The organism is Halomonas sp. TA22 (assembly GCF_013009075.1).
Classification (GTDB): domain Bacteria; phylum Pseudomonadota; class Gammaproteobacteria; order Pseudomonadales; family Halomonadaceae; genus TA22.
In genome coordinates this window covers 3607217-3624203 of record NZ_CP053108.1, presented here as the reverse complement: position 1 = coordinate 3624203, position 16987 = coordinate 3607217, and the positions used below count along the sequence as shown (strand labels likewise).

The window sequence follows — 16987 nt, the reverse complement described above, 5'->3', positions numbered from 1 at the left end:
CCCAGCACCTGGAAGCTGCCTGCCGCGTTCTTGCCGACACCGCACAAGGTCTGACTGGCACGCAGATCGGGCGGTTGTTACAAGAGATCCAGGTAGCCGACTCATCCCCGGACATGACCAAATGGAAACGGCTGTTCAATGCGTTGGCTGGCGCTCAGAACCAGCATCAGGTTGGTAACCATCTCATCATGTTCATCAATCGCGCGATGAATCCCGTGAGCTACGCAAGCAATCCTGGGACATTTGCCTGGCGCCGCGATGAACTCAATGTTGTTTTGGCTTTCTCGGGTTTCTATGTGCGTGAAGATGGCAAAGTCGGATATGCCGATAAGGCCAATACGCTGGACGAAGCCCGTGCACGAGCCGGGCGACTCAAGGCGGCGCTGGAAAGTCGCGCTGTGCATGTAGAAGTCCTGAACTACTGTCGCGCAGAACTCATGGACGAGAACTATTTTCACGCGGTATTTGAAGCGACCAAGGGCGTTGCCGAGCGGATTCGCCAGCTCTCGGGTCTGAGTGGCGATGGTGCTGACCTTGTGAATAAGGCATTTGGCGGTCAGCAACCTGTACTTGTCTTGAAGACACTGAGTACGGAGTCTGAAAAAAGCGAGCAGAGAGGCTTTGTAAACCTGCTGATCGGTCTGTTTGGGGCGGTACGCAATCCGCTTGCCCATGCCGCGAAAACGAATTGGCCTATGTCCGAACAGGACGCCTTGGACATCCTGACGCTGGTATCGCTGGTTCATCGTAAGTTGGATAGTGCCACGAGACTAGCTGCCGTATCGGCGTAACCGGGGAAGAGAAAATGGACGAGGCGATTGTAGTTTTCTCCCGGAAAGGAGTTTTCCAAACCACAATCCTGGCACGTGGTGTACGCAGCCGTGAACATGCGCGCAAGCTTTGGCCATTAGTCTCTCCCGACGGATCGCGACAGATGGTGACGTGGGTCAGCCCCTCTTTTGAAAATGGAAAATTGCGTCGGCGATCCCATTTTCGGGTACTCCCTGCCCAACACACCTTTAACCCTAAAGCGCACTTCGATGATGAAGAAGCCAGCCGGTGGCGTGTTGTGCAAGAAAGCCCCGAACACCGGCGGGCGAAAGTACTTGTCGCGGACGAACTCTCAAGGCGCTTGCGTGCTGGGCTTGCAATGCCCTGGTCGTTCAAGGATGTGGACTCATCGGATTATCCGCTGGAGGGGAACTTGCTGCTTGGCGCCGACCGAGTGGCAAATGAACATCCCCTAGAGACGCCTTTTGGCAGCAAGTTCCGGCTCGACGTGGCTGTGCTTGGGCCGCCGGTCCAGGCTGAGCCGATGGTGCTTGGCGGTGTTGAAATCGAACTTGGCCATGCCTTTGACGGTCGCAAGGCGTTGATCGGAAAGTCGCTCGGCTTCCCACTCATCTCCATCGATATCACCGAAATGACCCTGCCCGAACTTACGCCGGAATGGGCACAGCGGGTATTGACTGCGACCACCCGCAGCCATGAGCAAGGGCGCCGGCAGACCTACATCTATCTCCATGACTTGCTATACCCACTCTATGCGCAATTGCCGGCGTTTCTCGACGACGAGCAGCGCCATCAGTTTCTGGTGTTTGCCGACGATAAAACACTGAACAAACTGGTGAACTGGATGAATCTACTGGCTGAAAAGCTGGAGTATTCGAAGGGAACTGTTGCTGTGGCGATAGTCAATGGTAAGAACGACCAGGCCCGTAAGATGCTGGAGCGTGCCGGGCAGGTTGTTGGGCCTGACTGGAGGGACTTCAATGATCAGAAATGTCTTCGCCTGACGCTTCCTCGCCCCAAGGGGCCAGCAGATCTTCAGGCGCACCGTTTTCACATGACCATGGCCCGTATCCTGCTATCGCATACCGATGCACTTGTTGGCTACAAGTATTGCAACGGAGTGGACAACAATCACCCCGAAGACGATATATGGGTTGCGAAGCGCTGGATTGCCAATGAAAAAAAATTTTCCGAGCATCGTGTATTACCGAAACGATTGGCCGAGCCGGTCAATAGGTTGATCGCCGTAGTTTCAGATCTCAGACATAATCGCACAGCAGCCCGCCACGAGGTGTGAAACCCCTTATGAGTACTCCGGCGTAGCCAAGCCAGGCTTCCTACGTGACTGACGTTGCATGGTGCTTGGCACCATGCGAGTGTGGCATACAGAACACTATTTGAAATTTATCCACACCCAAGATTTGCATCCCGGCGTGCCGCTGTCGGGCTCGCGGGCTACGCCCCGCGCTTCGTTCCGAATCGCGGCCATCTGGCTTTGATCCCTGACGCCTCCGGCCCATAAGGGCCTGCGCGCTCCGCTTGCCAAGGGCGAGTGTGTGTAGTGGGTAGGTATGGGCGGTCTTGCTGTTCCGTTCACCGTACCACGGCGTTCTCGCCGTCAAGGGCTGCGCGTGCTTGCACGCTTGCGGCCATGGCCGTTCATGACCCTATGACAGCTTGCGCTGCGCCGTGCTGACGCCGGTTCCGGGCAATTCCGCCCGAGCAACCGGAGCACGATCATGACACAACTGTCCTTTTCCTCGTTCGATTCCTCTCTGCTGGTCCGTGACGCGCAAGGGCGCTACCTGCAGGCGTCGGTAGATCAGATTCTTGACGCCGCGCGTCAGGTCATCGACCAGAAAATACAGCGGGGTATGTCCTTCACCTCACCGGCACTCGTCAAAGAGTACCTGTGTGCCAAGCTGGCTGGTTTCGAGCACGAAGTCTTTGCGGTACTCTTCCTCGACTCGCAGCATCGCCTGATCGAATACACCGAGATGTTCCGGGGCACCATCGACAGTGCTTCGGTGTATCCACGCGAGGTGGTCAAGGAGGCCCTGAGGCTCAATGCGGCGGCGGTGATATTCTCGCATAATCACCCCAGCGGAAATTCCGAGCCGAGCCGTGCCGATGAAGCCATCACCAATCGGCTCAAGGAGGCTCTGGCGCTGGTGGATGTACGCTCGCTGGATCATGTCATTGTCGCCGGTAGCGATACTATGTCCTTTGCCGAACGTGGCCTGATCTGACCCAGGGGGCTTCGGCCCCCTTTTTTGCTTCGCCGGACTTTGCTACTTGGCTCCACTGCGTTCACGCTGCCGGAATCGTTTGATATATGCATCATCGACCAAGTCGTCGGGGTCAAGATCCAATGCGCAGTTGCCTAGTGAGGCCAGTGCCCGGTCGGAAAGCTTGAAGCCGTTTGGTAAGCGGCCGTAATTATCGGCGCAGTTCTCCTCAATAGCAGCGAACAGCGCTTTGAAGAAATCTGCCTTGGATGCACGGACTGCCGCAGTTGCGGCAGCGGTCAAGGGATCCGTTGCAGTCATGTTGGCGGTCTTCGCATCTAATGCCAATACCTGCACGAAATCGCTCAGCGAAGGCCAATATTTGAGGTCAAACTGTCCTCTCAAAGCATCCAGGCGATTCTGTACATAAGACGTGAATAGATAATTGTGCTGGGAGGCAGCCTCAAGCACGGCGCAGACGTGATAGTGAGTAGCACTACTAAAGCCAGATGTATTATGCAGGTCAGAACGTCGCTCCAGCAGCATTGCTAACTCTGTCGCCTTCTTTGCAATTTGGTGATTGGTTTTGGTGAGATCGTCTCGCGCAGTTCGCGCCCTCTGTATTTTCTCCGGGCTCCAGAACGCGGCTGCACTCAGAACCAAACCAAGGAGGAGCGAGAGTGCTGGTGGGTGGAGGTGAAGCTTTCCATGCAGTTCTTCATAGACGTGCTTCATCTCAATCCCACGATCTAGCAGCCGATCCGCGACGGCGCTTTCGCTTGGCAGGATATGATGTTCGCTGTTGTAACGAATTTCTTTTCGGAGAAAGTCTTCGCAGATCTGCTGTGGATTCATTGTTCCTATTTTGTAACCCTCCCCTAAAATAGCGGCATTCGCAATTAGAGTTCTCCGGCTTACACTAGCGCAAGGCGAAATACAACCAATTGGAAAACTCTAATCAGCAGTGCAACTAAAAGCGGGAGCTTTACAGCATGACATTAACCAATTTCTTGATGAAGCCAATCGAGAGAACGCGAGTGGCACCGAACGTGGTCTCGTTCTTGTGTGGGCTGCAATGCTCGACGAGATGCTATCTAGGCTGTTAGAGCGCTTTTTGGTCGAGGACAAAGTGACTCAAGAAGTTTTGCGTGACGGGCCTAGCGGTCCACTGACGTCGTTTTCTTCTCGTACCAAGGTTGCTTTTTCGTTGGGGCTGATCGCGAAAGATGAGATGCAGGCTATTAATAAAGTGCGAACCATAAGAAATGACTTTGCGCACAAAGTAGGGATTTCGCTCGAGGGCCAAAGCTTTCGAAGCAAGTGCGAGGACCTCTATAGTAAGACGGTTGGTGATGCTGCTACGTTTGAGGCACGACATTTTTATTCAGCGGGCTGCGCGCGTTTATTGCTGGTGCTAAGCAACCGTATTTCTGAAATTGAAGGCGAGCGTTGTCAAAAGAGGACTGAATCAAAGCCTCTACAGCAACGATAGCGTGGGGGACAGAAATCCCTAACAAATGGCTGTTGCCGGACGTGGACTTCCCCCACTCCAGTGGACACGCATCGATAACTCCCCAACAGGAGAGAACCGATGCCCGAGATGATCACGGGGAAGAAAACGCAACGCTATAGCACCGAGTTCAAAGTCAAAGCGGTGGAGTGGAGCCACCAGGCCCACCGGAGCGTCCAGGGAGTGGCTGAAGCACTGGATATCCACCCCTTCATGCTGTCACGCTGGCGAAAGGAATACCGAGAGGGACAGTTCGCCATGAAACGGGTCAAGAAAGCCCCGCCTGATGCTAAGCAGAAGATCCAGGAGCAGGATGAGGTCGCTCGTCTGAAGCGCCGCGTATCGGAGCTTGAGGAGGAGAATGACATCCTAAAAAAGTTTCAACGTTTTCAGGCAGAGGAACGACGGAAGCGTTCCGGTTCGTCTGGAAACACCGAGGACAGCACGAGGTAAAGGTGCTGTGTCGCCACCTGAACATCTCTCGGTCTGGCTACTACGCCTGGGCAAACCGGAAGCCCAGCCAGAGAGACGCTGAAAATGCAGACCTGCTGTTGAAGGTCCGCAGAGTCTACAACGCCAGCAAGGGCCGTTATGGCAGTCCCCGGGTCTATCAGGCCCTGCGCCGAGAAGGTCTTGTAGTGGGTGAGAACCGGGTGGCCAGACTGATGAGGGAATGGGGTATGAAGGCCCGAGTCACGCGTGTCTATCGCCGCCTGAGCAAACGTCGGGACGACCTGAAAGCCCTGCCAAATTACCGGCTCGAGGCCAAAAAGCCGGTTGCGGTAAACCAGTCAGTGGAGCAGTGACGTCACCTACATCAAGTTGGGTAAGAAATACGTTTTTCTGGCGGTGGTCCTGGACCTCTTCTCACGTCGAATCATCAGCTGGCGATTGGGAGAAAGGCTGAGTGGAGACTTTGCCCGAGCCACGCTGCGCGAGGCCTTCACAAGCAGGAATCCAGCACCTGACCCGCTGTTCCATACGGATCGCGGCATCGAGTACCGGGTTCACAAGACCCAGGTGCTGCTGAATCAACACCGGGTACGGCACAGCATGAACCGCCCGGGACAATGCACCGACAATGCCGAAGTGGAGTCCTTCTTTAAAACGCTGAAGGGAGAATTGCTGCACGCCACCAGCTTCATGACGTTGCGTCAGTTACGAAAACATATAAAGGGCTATATTGATGGCTATTATAACAGCCATCGGCTGCACAGTGGCCTTGGTTACCGGACTCCGGTAGAGTTCGAGGAGGTTAACTGATGGGGCGTGTCCACAAGTCCACCCTTGGGGACTGGGACGGTCTTTGCGCCGCTTCCAGCCACGTGAAAAGCCGCCGACGCTTCCCCAGCATCGGCGGCTTTTCTCTTTCCCAAAGGCGGTAATCTCACACCTCGATCACCACCTTGTCCCCATCGAAGTGCACCGGCCAGGTGCGCAGTTTCACGCTCTCGTCTTCCACGCACTGGCCATCTTCCAGGCGGAAGTGCTGCTTGTAGACGGGGGAGGCGACCACCGGCTCGCCCTTGATATCGCCGACGATGCCGCGGGCGATCACGTTGGCGCCGGAGAAGGGGTCGCGGTGGTCGATGGCGTAGAGCTCGGTGTCGCGATCGGGCAGGAAGAAGATCGCTACCTGAGCCGGGCCCTGCTCGGTTTCGATCCAGGCGGCAACGCCAGAGAATTCAACCAGATCGGCTTTGGTGCAGATCGTTTGCAAGCTCACGGCGGTCTCTTCCTTTAGTGCAGTTGCGGTGCTCATGTGGTTCTCCTCCAAAGTCAGGGCGGCGGCGCCGGGCCGTTGCGTGTTGGCCGGCCTTGGCGCCACCCGCTGGTCAGGCCGGGCGAAGCTGGCCGCGCTCGCTGGTCATGATGATGTCCGGGTCAGGACGGGCATCGTTGACGAAGCTCTTGAAGCGCTTGAGCTTCTCCGGGTCCTTGATGGCGTTGGCCCATTCGCACTCATAGGCGTCGATCACGGTCTGCATCTGGCTCTCGAGTTCGGCACCCAGCCCCAGGCTATCCTCGATCACCACTTCCTTGAGGTAGTCCAGCCCGCCTTCCAGGTTCTCGCGCCATACCGAGGTGCGCTGTAGGCGGTCGGCGGTGCGGATGTAGAACATCAGGAAGCGGTCGATGTAGCTGAACAGCTCCTCGTCGCTGAGGTCGGTGGCGAACAGCTCGGCGTGGCGTGGGCGCATGCCGCCGTTGCCGCATACATACAGGTTCCAGCCGTTCTCGGTGGCAATCACGCCGATATCCTTGCTCTGCGCCTCGGCGCACTCGCGGGTGCAGCCGGAAACGCCGAACTTGATCTTGTGCGGGGCGCGCAGGCCCTTGTAGCGGTCCTCCAGGCGAATCGCCATGCCCACGCTGTCCTGCACGCCGTAGCGGCACCAGGTGCTGCCGACACACGACTTCACGGTACGCAGCGACTTGCCGTAGGCATGCCCGGTCTCGAAGCCAGCTTCGATCAGCTCGCCCCAGATGTCCGGCAGGTCCTCCAGGCGAGCGCCGAACAGGTCGATACGCTGGCCGCCGGTGACCTTGGTGTAGAGGCCATACTTCTTCGCGACCTGGCCCAGCGCAATCAGTTTTTCGGGAGTGATCTCGCCACCGGCGACGCGTGGAACGACGGAGTAGGTGCCGTTCTTCTGCATGTTGGCCATGAAGGTGTCGTTGGTATCCTGCAGCGGGATGTGCGCGGCATCGGTGATCGGCTCGTTGTAGCAGGAGGCGAGAATCGAGGCCACCGCCGGCTTGCAGATATCGCAGCCAAGCCCTGGAGCTGAGCCGTGGGCGTGCGAGGTACCGTGCTTGGCGGCAAGCTCGCTGAAGGTCCTTATGCCCTCCACGCGCACGATCGAGTAGAGCTCCTGGCGGGTGTGGGCGAAATGCTCGCAGATCGACTTGTCGACCTCCACGCCACGGTTCTCGAACTCGTTTTCGGCCACGCTCTTGAGCAGCGCCGTGCAGCCGCCGCAGCCAGTACTGGCCTTGGTCACTGTCTTGACGCTGACAAGATCGGTGGCGCCGGCATCGATCGCCGAGCAGATCGAGCCCTTGGTGACGTTGTGGCACGAGCAGATCATCGCCGTGTCGGGCAGCGCATCGGGGCCCAGGGTGGGGGCGCCGCCTTCGCTTGCCGGCAGGATCAGGCTCTCGGGCTGGGTGGGCAGCTCCAGGCCGTTGCTGTAGTACTGCATCAGCGTGTCGTAGTAGCTGTTGTCGCCCACCAGCATCGCACCGAGCAGCTTCTTGCCGTCGCTGGAGACGACCAGCTTGCGGTACTGCTGCTTGATCTGGTCCAGATAGCGGTAGGTGCGCGCGCCGGAGCGTTCGCCATGGGCATCGCCGATCGAGCCGACGTCCACGCCGAGCAGCTTGAGCTTGGTGCTCATGTCGGCACCGGCAAAGCTCAGATCGCCCCCGGTGAGGGTGGCGGCGGCCGCCTTGGCCATCTGATAGCCGGGGGCGACCAGGCCGAAGCAGGAGCCGTTCCACACCGCCACTTCGCCGACGGCGAGAATCGCCGGGTCGCTGGTCAGGCAGTGGTCGTCCACCACCACGCCGCCGCGCTCGCCGATCTCCAGGCCGCAATCGCGGGCCAGTTCGTCGCGCGGGCGGATGCCGGCGGAGAAGACGATCAGGTCGGTCTCCAGCACCTTGCCATCCTGGAACACCATGCGGTGGAAGCTCGCCTCGCCATCGATGATCTCCTGAGTGGCGCGTCCGGTGAGCACCTGCACGCCGAGGGCCTCGATCTTCTCGCGCAGCAGCTCGCCGCCTTCGGCATCGACCTGCATCGGCATCAGCCTAGGGGCGAACTCGACCACGGCGGTATCCAGGTTGAGACCGCGCAGGGCATTGGCCGCCTCCAGGCCGAGCAGGCCGCCGCCTACCACCACGCCGGTAGTGGCGTTCTCGGCGGCGGCGCGGATCGCGTCGAGGTCGTCCAGGGTACGGTAGACCAGGCAGTTGGCGCGGTCGTTGCCGGGAATCGGCGGCACGAAGGGGAAGGAGCCGGTGGCCAGCACCACGCGGTCATAGCCATGGCGCGCCGCATCGGTGACCACTTCCTGGTGATCGCGATCGATGCCGGTGATCGTCTCGTTGAGGCGCAGCTCGATGCCATTGGCGGCGTAGTAGTCCGCCTCGCACATTGCAAGCGACACGGCGTCGCGTCCGGTGAAGTACTCCGAGAGGTGGACGCGGTCGTAGGCCGGGTGGCGCTCTTCACCGAACACGGTGATGACGAAGCGCTCGGTGGCGCCGGTCTCGACGAGCTGCTCGACCAAGTGGTGACCGACCATGCCGTTGCCGATGATGATGAGACGCTGTTTGGCTGAATTCGAGGTGTTCATGCCGCTTCCTCCTGCAAGGGGGTGTCGGTAGCGATAAGCTGGGATTCGAGACGCTGGGATTCGAGATGGCTTTCGAGAAGAGAGGTGGCGTCGCCGGCACCGAACAATAGCGCCTGGCGGCAGGCGCTCAGGTCGCGCTCGGCCAGGGCCTGCTGGAAGTACCAGGGGCCCATGCTGGTATCGCCATACAGGACGGCACCTTCGAGGCGGCCTGCGCGCAGCAGCAGGCGCCGGTAGTCGCCATGTTCGGGGTCGTGGTAGGTCAGCACGTCGTGCTCTGCGTCGGCCTCGATGGGGCCGAAGGAGTAGAGCGACACGCCGCTGATCTTGAGCTTGGTGGCGCAGGGCCGTTCGACGTAGCCCTCGACCGAGGCGCCGCGCTCCTGGCCTAACTCCTGAGATAGATGTGCAGCCAGCACCTCGGCCTGCTGCCAGATCGGCTCGACCAGGCCATAGGTCTGGCCCAGGTGCTCGCAGCACTCGCCGAGGGCATGGATGGCCGGGTCGGAGGTGGTCAGGGTGGAGTCGACGTTGATCGCACGCTGGCACGCGAGACCGGCCTGGCGGCCAAGCTCGGCATTGGGAACGATGCCGGCGGCGACCACCACGCAATCGGCGGGCAGGAAGCGGCCATCCTCGAGGGTGATGCCCGCCACCTGGCCCTGCCCGTTGTCCTCCAGCGATGCCAGGCGGCCCGCGGTGATCACCTCCAGGCCGCGTGCGCTGAGTTCGCGCTCGAGCAGTTCGGCGGCGGTCGCGTCGAGCTGGCGATTCATCAACCGGTCGGCACGCTGCACCACGCTGACTACCATGCCGCGCTTGCGCAGCCCTTCGGCCGCCTCGAGCCCGAGCAGGCCGCCGCCGATCACCACCGCGCGGTGGCCTTGCTGCGAGGTCTGGGCCAAGGACGCGGCGTCGCTAAGGTCGCGAAAGCCATGCACGCCGGCAAGGGCGATGCCCGGCACTTCGGGCATCATCGGGCGCGAGCCGGTTGCCAGCACCAGGCGTCGATAATCGAGCTCGCGGCCGCCGGAGGTGGTGACGCGACGTGCCTGGCGGTCGATATGGGAGACCCGCTCGCCGAGGATCAGCTCGATGCCCTGCTCGGCATACCACTGGGCATCGCGCAGGGTCAGCGCCTCGCGCTCCATCTCGCCGGCCAGCAGGGGCGAGAGCAGGATGCGGTTGTAGGCCGGCACACGCTCGTCGCCAATCACGGTAATGCGTGCCGGACGCCCCGGCTGCTCGAGCAGTTTCTCGAGCAGCCGGTGGCCGGCCATGCCGTTGCCGATGATCAGCAGGCGATCTTGCTTGCCAGCGGTTTGCGAAGCGTGTCGAGAGGTCATGCCGCTACTCCTGACAAAAATGACGCATAAAAAAAGACGCCTCGCCACTTCCCGCTTGTCCGGGAAGTGTGAGACGTCTTCGTCATGTCTAGGACGATCGCCATTGATCGCCATGGTAGGCTAGTGTTGCAATAGCCTGACCAGAGCATGCCAGTAGGCGTTATTTAGCTTGTTTTTCAATAGTTTGAAGGGCGGGAGATGGCGTGGGAAAACGGGCAGCCTCCTGGTTGTTGCACATTAGTGGTGCGTGGCGGTGTCGTAATGCACGGGACTGTAGCAGGTCTCAAGCGTGTCATGCTCGGCCAGGGTCGGCGATGCGGCGGACAGCATCTGTGTGGCGAAGCGCTGCATGGCGCTGGCCTCGGGGCGCAGCATGTCGGTGCCGCACATGCGCTGCAGCAGTGGCGCCTCGCCCAGTGGCAGGTGATCGAGATGCTCTACCGAGCGGTCGAGATAGGGGGGCAGGGCCAGCCAGTCACGCGCCTGACGCAGGTGGCTTGGGTCGAGCGCAAGCCATTGGCTTGCGTAGTGCAGTGCGCGGATCAGGTGGCAGAGCGTGGCCGGGTAGCGCTCGGCCCAGCGGCGTGTCACGCCCAGCACCTTCTCGGGATGGTCGGGCCACAGCTGGGCGCCGGTCGCGACGATCCGCCCGGTGTGGCGCGCCTCGGCCAGGGTACCCCAGGGCTCGCCCACGCAGAAGCCGTCGATCTCACCGCGCTGCATCGCCTCGACCATGCGCGGCGGCGGCATGACCGCGAGCTCCACGTCGCGCTGTGGATCGATCTCGCCCAGGTCCAGCCACTGGCGCAATTGATAGTGCTGGCAGGAGTGCGGGTGCACCATCGCCAGGCGCGGAGGGCGCTCGGGTGTCCCGCGCAGCAGGTAGCCACCCAGCGCACGGGCGCTGGCGGCGGGCTCGTCCGAGTAGCCGGCATTCGCGCGCTCGGCCAGGGCCTGGCTGAGCACGATGGCGTTGCCGTTGCGGCTCAGGTTGAGCGCCGCCAGGGTCTTGCAGGGCTCGCTGCCGAGCCCCAGGGTCATGGCCAGTGGCAGGGGGGCGAGCATCTGGCCGCCATCGAGCAGGCCGGCGGCGACCTTGTCGCGCAGCGTCGACCAGGCGTTCTGTCGGCACAGCACCACATCCAGCCCCTGCTCGGCGAAGAAGCCCTGTTCGCGGGCAATTACCAGCAGGGCACAGTCGAGCAGTGGCACGAAGCCTAGTTGCACGCGCTGAAGCTCGGGGGGTGGCAGGGCTTTCATATACCTTTCTCCAGACGTTCGAGAATATCGATGACGCTTTCGGCGACCTCGGAAATGCGTTGGCCGCGGTCCATGGCGATCTTGCGCAGCATCCGGTAGGCCTGCTCTTCGTCGCAGCTCTGGTGCTTCATCAACAGCCCCTTGGCACGTTCGATGCGCTTGCGCTCGGTGAGCTGGTTGCGTGCCTTGTCGAGTTCGCTGCGCATCGACTGGAACGAATCGAAACGCGCGATGGCGACCTCGATGATCGCCTTGACCCGGCCCTGTATCAGGCCATCGACCACATAGGCGCTGACGCCGGCCTTGAGCGCCGCCTGCATGGTGTCGGGGTCGTGCTGGTCGGCGAAGAACACCACCGGGCGCGGGTTCTCGCGATTGAGCAGCGCCATGCTGTCCAGCGTGTCGCGGTCGGGGGATTCCATGTCAATGATCACCACGTCGGGCTGATGCCGGGCGACCATGGCGTTGAGGCTGGCGGGAGTGGTCAGATGGCAGATCACCTGATGGCCTTCGCTCATCAGCGCCTCTTCGACCATGGCGGCACGCACGGGCTCGTCGTCGACCAGAAGAACTTTCAGCGGTGAGGGCATGGCTAACTCGCGGTGTTCGTTTGGCTTACCTTAGCAAGGGATGGGCCATTGGGCGACACGCAGCGCCAGGCGTCAATGCCTGCCCTCAGATGCCGTCGGCTCATGGCGCCTTGGTAAAAGGACGCGTGTGGAAGCGGTGCATTGATGTAGTGCGAAATACCCCTGTGTTGCTATTTCGTGGTGCACTTTTCGTTTCGCGGCTGAGTTTTCGGCCTCTCCATGGTGGATTCTGCTATGGCTTGCTGCCCACCCGCTGGGCCTTTCGTCCCGCTGGCGGTAAAAGTGGCATGGCGCTTGCTTAAGCAAGGCATTGCGGAGTCAACGCCGACTTCGCTCCAGACAGCGACGTCCAGCCTCGCCCCCGATAGGGGAGCAGAGGCTGGACGTCTTTTATTTCGGGGCTCGTTTTTCATTCTGGGCTCGTGGCGAGAGGAGCACGCCATGCATCAGGTCAGAACGACATGTGCGTATTGCGGCGTCGGCTGCGGCGTGACGGCAACGGTGGAAGAGGGCGTCATGACCGAGGTGAGCGGTGATACCGAACACCCGGCGAACTACGGCCGACTGTGCGTCAAGGGCGCGGCGCTGCACGAAACTCTGGGCGACAGGGGCCGTCTCATTCGGCCGCGCGTCGATGGCGTCGAGGTCGACTGGGATGCCGCGCTCGAGGCCGTGGTCGAGCGGCTCACGGCGATTCGCGATGCCGACGGCACCCAGGCGGTGGCGGCCTACCTCTCGGGCCAGCTGCTCACCGAGGACTACTACGTCGCCAACAAGCTGTTCAAGGGCTTTCTCGGCACGCCGCACCTGGATACCAATTCGCGGTTGTGCATGGCCTCGGCGGTGGCCGGCTACAAGCGCGCCTTCGGCGCCGATGCCGTGCCGTGCAGCTACGAGGATCTCGAGGAGGCCGAGCTGGTGGTGCTTGTCGGCTCCAACCTGGCCTGGAACCATCCGGTGCTCTACCAGCGCCTGCGGGTCGCCAAGCAGCGCAACCCGCTGATGCGCGTGGTGGTGATCGACCCTCGCGTCACCGATACCTGCGAGATCGCCGATCTCTACCTGGGACTCAAGCCGGGCAGCGATGCGCGGCTGTTCAACGGCTTGTTGGCATGGATGGCCGACCGCGGGCGTCTCGACCAACCCTATCTTGAGCGCCACACCCAAGGGCTCGACGAGGCGCTGGCGGCGGCCCGCGAAGGCGATGCGAGCATCGAGGCGATCGCCGGCGACTGCGACGTCGACCCCGAGCGCCTGGAGACCTTCTACTACTGGTTCGCCAGCCAGCTGCACGTGGTGACGATGTATTCGCAGGGCATCAACCAGTCCTCAAGCGGCACCGACAAGTGCAACGCGATCATCAACTGCCATCTGGCCGGCGGCAAGATCGGTCTGCCCGGGGCGGGGCCCTTCTCGATCACCGGGCAGCCCAACGCCATGGGCGGTCGCGAGGTGGGCGGGCTTGCCAACCAGCTCGCCGCGCACATGGACTACCACACGCCTGGCGCCATCGACCGGGTGGCGCGCTTCTGGAGCACCGAGAGTCTGGCGCCGAGCCTGCCACAAGGACCAGGCTACAAGGCGGTGGAGATCTTCGAGGCGATCGAGCGCGGCGAGATCAAGGCGCTGTGGGTGATGGCCACCAACCCGGCGGTGAGCCTGCCCGATGCCAACCGCGTGCGTGCGGCACTCGAAAAATGCCCACTGGTGATCGTCTCCGAGTGCGTGGCCGACACCGACATGCTGGCCTATGCCGACATCGTGCTGCCCGCCTCGGGCTGGTCGGAGAAGGATGGCACCGTGACCAACTCCGAGCGGCGCATCTCGCGCCAGCGCGGCATGCTGCCGCCGCCCGGCGAGGCGCGCCACGACTGGTGGATCATGAGCGAGGTTGCCCGGCGCATGGGCTTTGGCGAGGCTTTCGGCTACACCCATCCCGGCGAGATATTCGATGAGCATGCGCGCCTTTCCGCCTTCGAGAATGCTGATGACAACCCGAGTGATAGCCGTCGGATGTTCGATATCTCGGGGCTGGCTGGCCTCGACCGCGCCGCCTACGACGCCCTGGCGCCGATCCAGTGGCCGGTGACGGCGAGTGCCCCCCATGGTACCGCGCGGCTGTTCGAGAATGGCCGCTTCGCCACGCCGGATGGCCTGGCCCGGTTGATCGCCGTGCGCCCGCAACTGCCGATTCAGCAGCTCAGCGCGTCGCGGCCGCTGCGCCTCAATACCGGTCGTGTGCGCGACCAGTGGCACACCATGACGCGTACTGCTCGCGCCCCGCGCCTGATGAATCACCGCACCGAGCCCTTTATCGAGGTGCACCCCGATGATGCCAGCCACCATGGCCTCAAGGATCAGCAGCTTGCCTGCTTGACCACCCCCGGCGGCGAGTTTCGCGGTCGGGTGCGCGTGGCCAAGGGACAGCGCCGCGGTGAAGTCTTCATTCCCATTCACTGGAGCGACCGCTTCAGCGCCAGGGCGCGTACCGGCAGCCTGCTCGAGGCGCACCTCGACCCGCTCTCCGGCCAACCGGAGTCCAAGCACGGCGCTGTCATGCTGGCTGCCCTGGCGCACGGCTGGGAAGCCACCCTGCTGGTGGCCGACCCACCGACCGGCCTGCCGAGCTGGTGCGAGGAGACCCACTACTGGACACGCATTCCTCTGGCGCACTGCCAGCGCTGGCAACTGGCGGGCGGCGAGCGCGATGGTACCTCACGTGACTGGATGCGCTGGGCCACTGCCCACCTGCCGGGCGAGCCGACGCTGTGGGCCGAGGATGCCAGCAGCGGCCGACTGCGTGCTGCCGGGATCGAGAATGGTCGTCTGCGCTGGTGGCTGATGGTGGCCCCGCCCGCCGAGCTGCCCGGCCTTGCCTGGCTTGACGAGCGCTTCGGCGAAGCGCTGCGCGGCGAGACGCTTGAGACGCAGCATCGCCGCCGACTGCTGGCCGGCTGCGATAGCGGCGAGGCCGATGCGGGGCCGACCGTATGCAGCTGTCACCAGGTGGGTCGCAAGACCATCGTCACCGCCATTCGCAGCGGCGATACCACTATCGAGGCACTGGGCGCCAGGCTCGCCTGCGGCACCCAGTGCGGCTCCTGCATTCCCGAATTGAAATCTCTGATCGAAGAGGAAACCGCCCATGCTGGCACAAATGAAAAGCTGGAAGCCGAAGCTGAGTGATCTGCTGGGTTTCCTGCCCCGGCTGGGTGCAGGGGTTTCCTGCGCTCTTTCGGAAACACTGGGCGCAACACGAGATGCCGGTAGGGTTTCCGTACCCACACGGGGCGAGTGTTTGCCGGGCAAGACCTACCTGGTCGGTGCTGGTCCCGGCAGTGCCGATCTGCTCACCCTGCGCGCCGCTCGACTGCTGATGCAGGCCGATGCCGTCGTCTACGATCGTCTGGTGGGCGATGACACCTTGGCGATGATTCCCGCTGGCAGCGAGCGCTACTATGTCGGCAAGGAGGCCGGCCACCATAGCGTGCCGCAGGCCGAGATCGGTGCGCTGCTGGTCAAGCTGGCAGGCGAGGGCAAGTCGGTGGTGCGCCTGAAGGGTGGCGACCCCGGCGTGTTCGGGCGCATGGGCGAAGAGCTTGCCGCCCTTGCCCAGGCCGGCGTTCCCACCGAGATAGTGCCTGGCATCACCGCCGCTTCCGGCGCTGCTGCGGCGATGGGCATGGCCCTGACCGACCGCGCCCATGCCCAGCAGCTGCGCTTCATCACCGCCCAGGTGTGCCGCGAGGGGGGCGAGCCGGAGTGGGCGACCCTGGCGCGACGCGACGAGACCCTGGTGTTCTACATGGGACTCTCCAAGGTCGACGCCATCTGCGCCGGGCTGCGCCGCGCGGGGCTTCCCGACGACTGGCCGATGATGCTGATCGCCAACGCCAGCCTGCCGGAGCAGCAGACATTGATCGGCACCTTGGACGACATGCCGCGCCAGCTGGCAGTGAGCCCGCTGCCCTCGCCGTGCCTGATCATGGTGGGCAGCGTGGTGCGCATGGCCGAGGCGCCCGAAAAGGCCAGCATGGTTCCACCGGGGTCTTCGTGCTGACTCCACTTGCCTGGATCGACAAGCATCCCGGTGTGACGATCAAGGGAATAGAAGCACTGAGGCGTGGTCTTCACTGGTATCTGATGGGCGCCATTACGGTCGCGCTGCTGATGGCGATCGGCTTCACCTAGCCGCAATTGGCCTCCAAGGGCATCGCCATCGCGGCGCCTGCCCACGGCCTGGACCAGGCGGCGAAGGTCATCGAGGAGGACTGCTGGCTCTGAGCGTCGTGGCGCTGCTGGTCAGGTAGCTCGGGGTTGCCGAGCCGGGTGGGAATGCACGGGCGCAGCCGGTAAACTGCGCAGCCTCGCGTTCCCGCTTCCATGTCCAGAAGGCCTTGCCATGAGCTCGCTACCCCCTTGTCCGCAGTGCGGTTCGGAATTCACCTACGAGGAGCTGACCCTATTCGTCTGCCCAGAGTGCGCCCATGAGTGGCCGCAGGAGAGGGCGGGCGCCGAGGAGGGCGATGCGCGCGCGGTAAGCGATGCCAACGGCAACCTCCTGCAGGATGGCGACACGGTCACGGTGATCAAGGATCTCAAGGTCAAGGGCTCGTCGCTGGTGGTCAAGGTCGGTACCAAGGTCAAGAACATCCGCCTGGTCGATGGCGATCACGATATCGACTGCAAGATCGATGGCGTGGGCGCGATGAAGCTGAAGTCCGAATTCGTCAAAAAGGCCTGATCGCTGTGCATTTTGTAAGCCATGTCCTCAATTGCCCGCATTCTCGGGCCTGTGGCTAAACAATCCCTTCGCTTAACCGATAGTGCTCCTATCGATCATCCACTCCCATCCCGCGCGCCTCGCCATGACTTGATACCTGTTCGATAAAGGTAC

At 62.1% G+C, this 16987-nt stretch carries 18 protein-coding genes; 11 read left to right on the top strand and 7 right to left on the bottom strand.

Annotated features, from left to right (window positions below):
- The first annotated feature begins 113 nt into the window (after positions 1-113).
- The 3 genes from HJD22_RS17170 (at position 114) to radC (ending at position 3041) form a co-directional block, all read left to right on the top strand.
- Positions 114-791: a TIGR02391 family protein gene (locus HJD22_RS17170; RefSeq protein WP_217267787.1), complete on the top strand. Its 678-nt coding sequence runs from the start codon at positions 114-116 to the stop codon at positions 789-791.
- A gap of 14 nt (positions 792-805) precedes the next feature.
- Positions 806-2089, top strand: coding sequence for a hypothetical protein (locus HJD22_RS17165; RefSeq protein WP_208656099.1), 1284 nt, complete (start codon positions 806-808; stop codon positions 2087-2089).
- Between the two features lie 442 nt (positions 2090-2531).
- Positions 2532-3041 (top strand): DNA repair protein RadC, encoded by a 510-nt coding sequence (gene radC / locus HJD22_RS17160; protein WP_208656100.1) that lies wholly within the window; start codon positions 2532-2534, stop codon positions 3039-3041.
- Positions 3042-3083: 42 nt separating this feature from the next.
- Here the strand turns inward: radC and HJD22_RS17155 are convergent, their stop codons facing one another.
- The gene (locus tag HJD22_RS17155; protein ID WP_208656101.1) at positions 3084-3875 is read right to left on the bottom strand and encodes a hypothetical protein; all 792 of its coding nucleotides are present in this window, start codon (positions 3873-3875) and stop codon (positions 3084-3086) included.
- A 109-nt stretch (positions 3876-3984) separates the two neighbouring features.
- Here HJD22_RS17155 and HJD22_RS17150 point away from each other — a divergent pair, with 109 nt between their 5' ends.
- The 4 genes from HJD22_RS17150 (at position 3985) to HJD22_RS17135 (ending at position 5793) form a co-directional block, all read left to right on the top strand.
- Complete coding sequence (locus HJD22_RS17150) at positions 3985-4512, top strand: MltR family transcriptional regulator (RefSeq protein WP_217267786.1); 528 nt, start codon at positions 3985-3987, stop codon at positions 4510-4512.
- A 99-nt stretch (positions 4513-4611) separates the two neighbouring features.
- Positions 4612-4983 carry a transposase gene (locus tag HJD22_RS17145; protein WP_208655888.1) on the top strand — a complete coding sequence of 124 codons (372 nt, stop codon included), beginning with the start codon at positions 4612-4614 and terminating at the stop codon, positions 4981-4983.
- A gap of 2 nt (positions 4984-4985) precedes the next feature.
- Entirely contained in the window at positions 4986-5336 is a 351-nt protein-coding gene (locus tag HJD22_RS17140; RefSeq protein ID WP_208655889.1) for an IS3 family transposase, read from the top strand.
- Positions 5337-5352: 16 nt separating this feature from the next.
- On the top strand, positions 5353-5793 hold the full coding sequence (locus tag HJD22_RS17135; protein WP_208655890.1) for an IS3 family transposase: 441 nt from the start codon (positions 5353-5355) through the stop codon (positions 5791-5793).
- 124 nt (positions 5794-5917) lie between these two features.
- Here the strand turns inward: HJD22_RS17135 and nirD are convergent, their stop codons facing one another.
- The 5 genes from nirD to HJD22_RS17110 form a co-directional block, all read right to left on the bottom strand.
- On the bottom strand, positions 5918-6292 hold the full coding sequence (nirD, locus tag HJD22_RS17130) for a nitrite reductase small subunit NirD (RefSeq protein WP_208655891.1): 375 nt from the start codon (positions 6290-6292) through the stop codon (positions 5918-5920).
- A gap of 73 nt (positions 6293-6365) precedes the next feature.
- Entirely contained in the window at positions 6366-8894 is a 2529-nt protein-coding gene (gene nirB, locus HJD22_RS17125) for a nitrite reductase large subunit NirB (protein ID WP_208655892.1), read from the bottom strand.
- Entirely contained in the window at positions 8891-10240 is a 1350-nt protein-coding gene (locus HJD22_RS17120) for an NAD(P)/FAD-dependent oxidoreductase (protein ID WP_208655893.1), read from the bottom strand. The genes nirB and HJD22_RS17120 overlap by 4 nt, the downstream gene beginning before the upstream one ends.
- 237 nt (positions 10241-10477) lie before the next feature.
- Complete coding sequence (locus tag HJD22_RS17115) at positions 10478-11500, bottom strand: CmpA/NrtA family ABC transporter substrate-binding protein (protein ID WP_208655894.1); 1023 nt, start codon at positions 11498-11500, stop codon at positions 10478-10480.
- Positions 11497-12090 carry an ANTAR domain-containing response regulator gene (locus HJD22_RS17110; protein ID WP_208655895.1) on the bottom strand — a complete coding sequence of 198 codons (594 nt, stop codon included), beginning with the start codon at positions 12088-12090 and terminating at the stop codon, positions 11497-11499. Before HJD22_RS17110 ends, HJD22_RS17115 begins: the two co-directional genes overlap by 4 nt.
- A 441-nt stretch (positions 12091-12531) precedes the next feature.
- On the opposite strand from HJD22_RS17110, the gene HJD22_RS17105 reads away from it, so the two are divergent.
- The 3 genes from HJD22_RS17105 to HJD22_RS17095 are packed head-to-tail and all read left to right on the top strand — an operon-like array spanning position 12532 to position 16281.
- Positions 12532-15276 (top strand): nitrate reductase, encoded by a 2745-nt coding sequence (locus HJD22_RS17105; RefSeq protein ID WP_208655896.1) that lies wholly within the window; start codon positions 12532-12534, stop codon positions 15274-15276.
- A complete protein-coding gene (gene cobA / locus HJD22_RS17100; RefSeq protein ID WP_208655897.1) occupies positions 15236-16150 on the top strand; it encodes a uroporphyrinogen-III C-methyltransferase in 915 nt (304 codons plus the stop codon). The genes HJD22_RS17105 and cobA overlap by 41 nt, the downstream gene beginning before the upstream one ends.
- The gene (locus tag HJD22_RS17095; RefSeq protein ID WP_248730310.1) at positions 16144-16281 is read left to right on the top strand and encodes a hypothetical protein; all 138 of its coding nucleotides are present in this window, start codon (positions 16144-16146) and stop codon (positions 16279-16281) included. The genes cobA and HJD22_RS17095 overlap by 7 nt, the downstream gene beginning before the upstream one ends.
- On the opposite strand, the gene HJD22_RS17090 is transcribed toward HJD22_RS17095, so the two are convergent.
- Positions 16278-16475, bottom strand: a complete 198-nt coding sequence (locus HJD22_RS17090; RefSeq protein ID WP_208655898.1) for a hypothetical protein — start codon at positions 16473-16475, stop codon at positions 16278-16280. The two genes, HJD22_RS17095 and HJD22_RS17090, sit on opposite strands and share 4 nt — an antisense overlap.
- A gap of 17 nt (positions 16476-16492) precedes the next feature.
- On the opposite strand from HJD22_RS17090, the gene HJD22_RS17085 reads away from it, so the two are divergent.
- On the top strand, positions 16493-16834 hold the full coding sequence (locus HJD22_RS17085) for a zinc ribbon domain-containing protein YjdM (protein ID WP_208655899.1): 342 nt from the start codon (positions 16493-16495) through the stop codon (positions 16832-16834).
- Positions 16835-16987 lie beyond the last annotated feature (153 nt).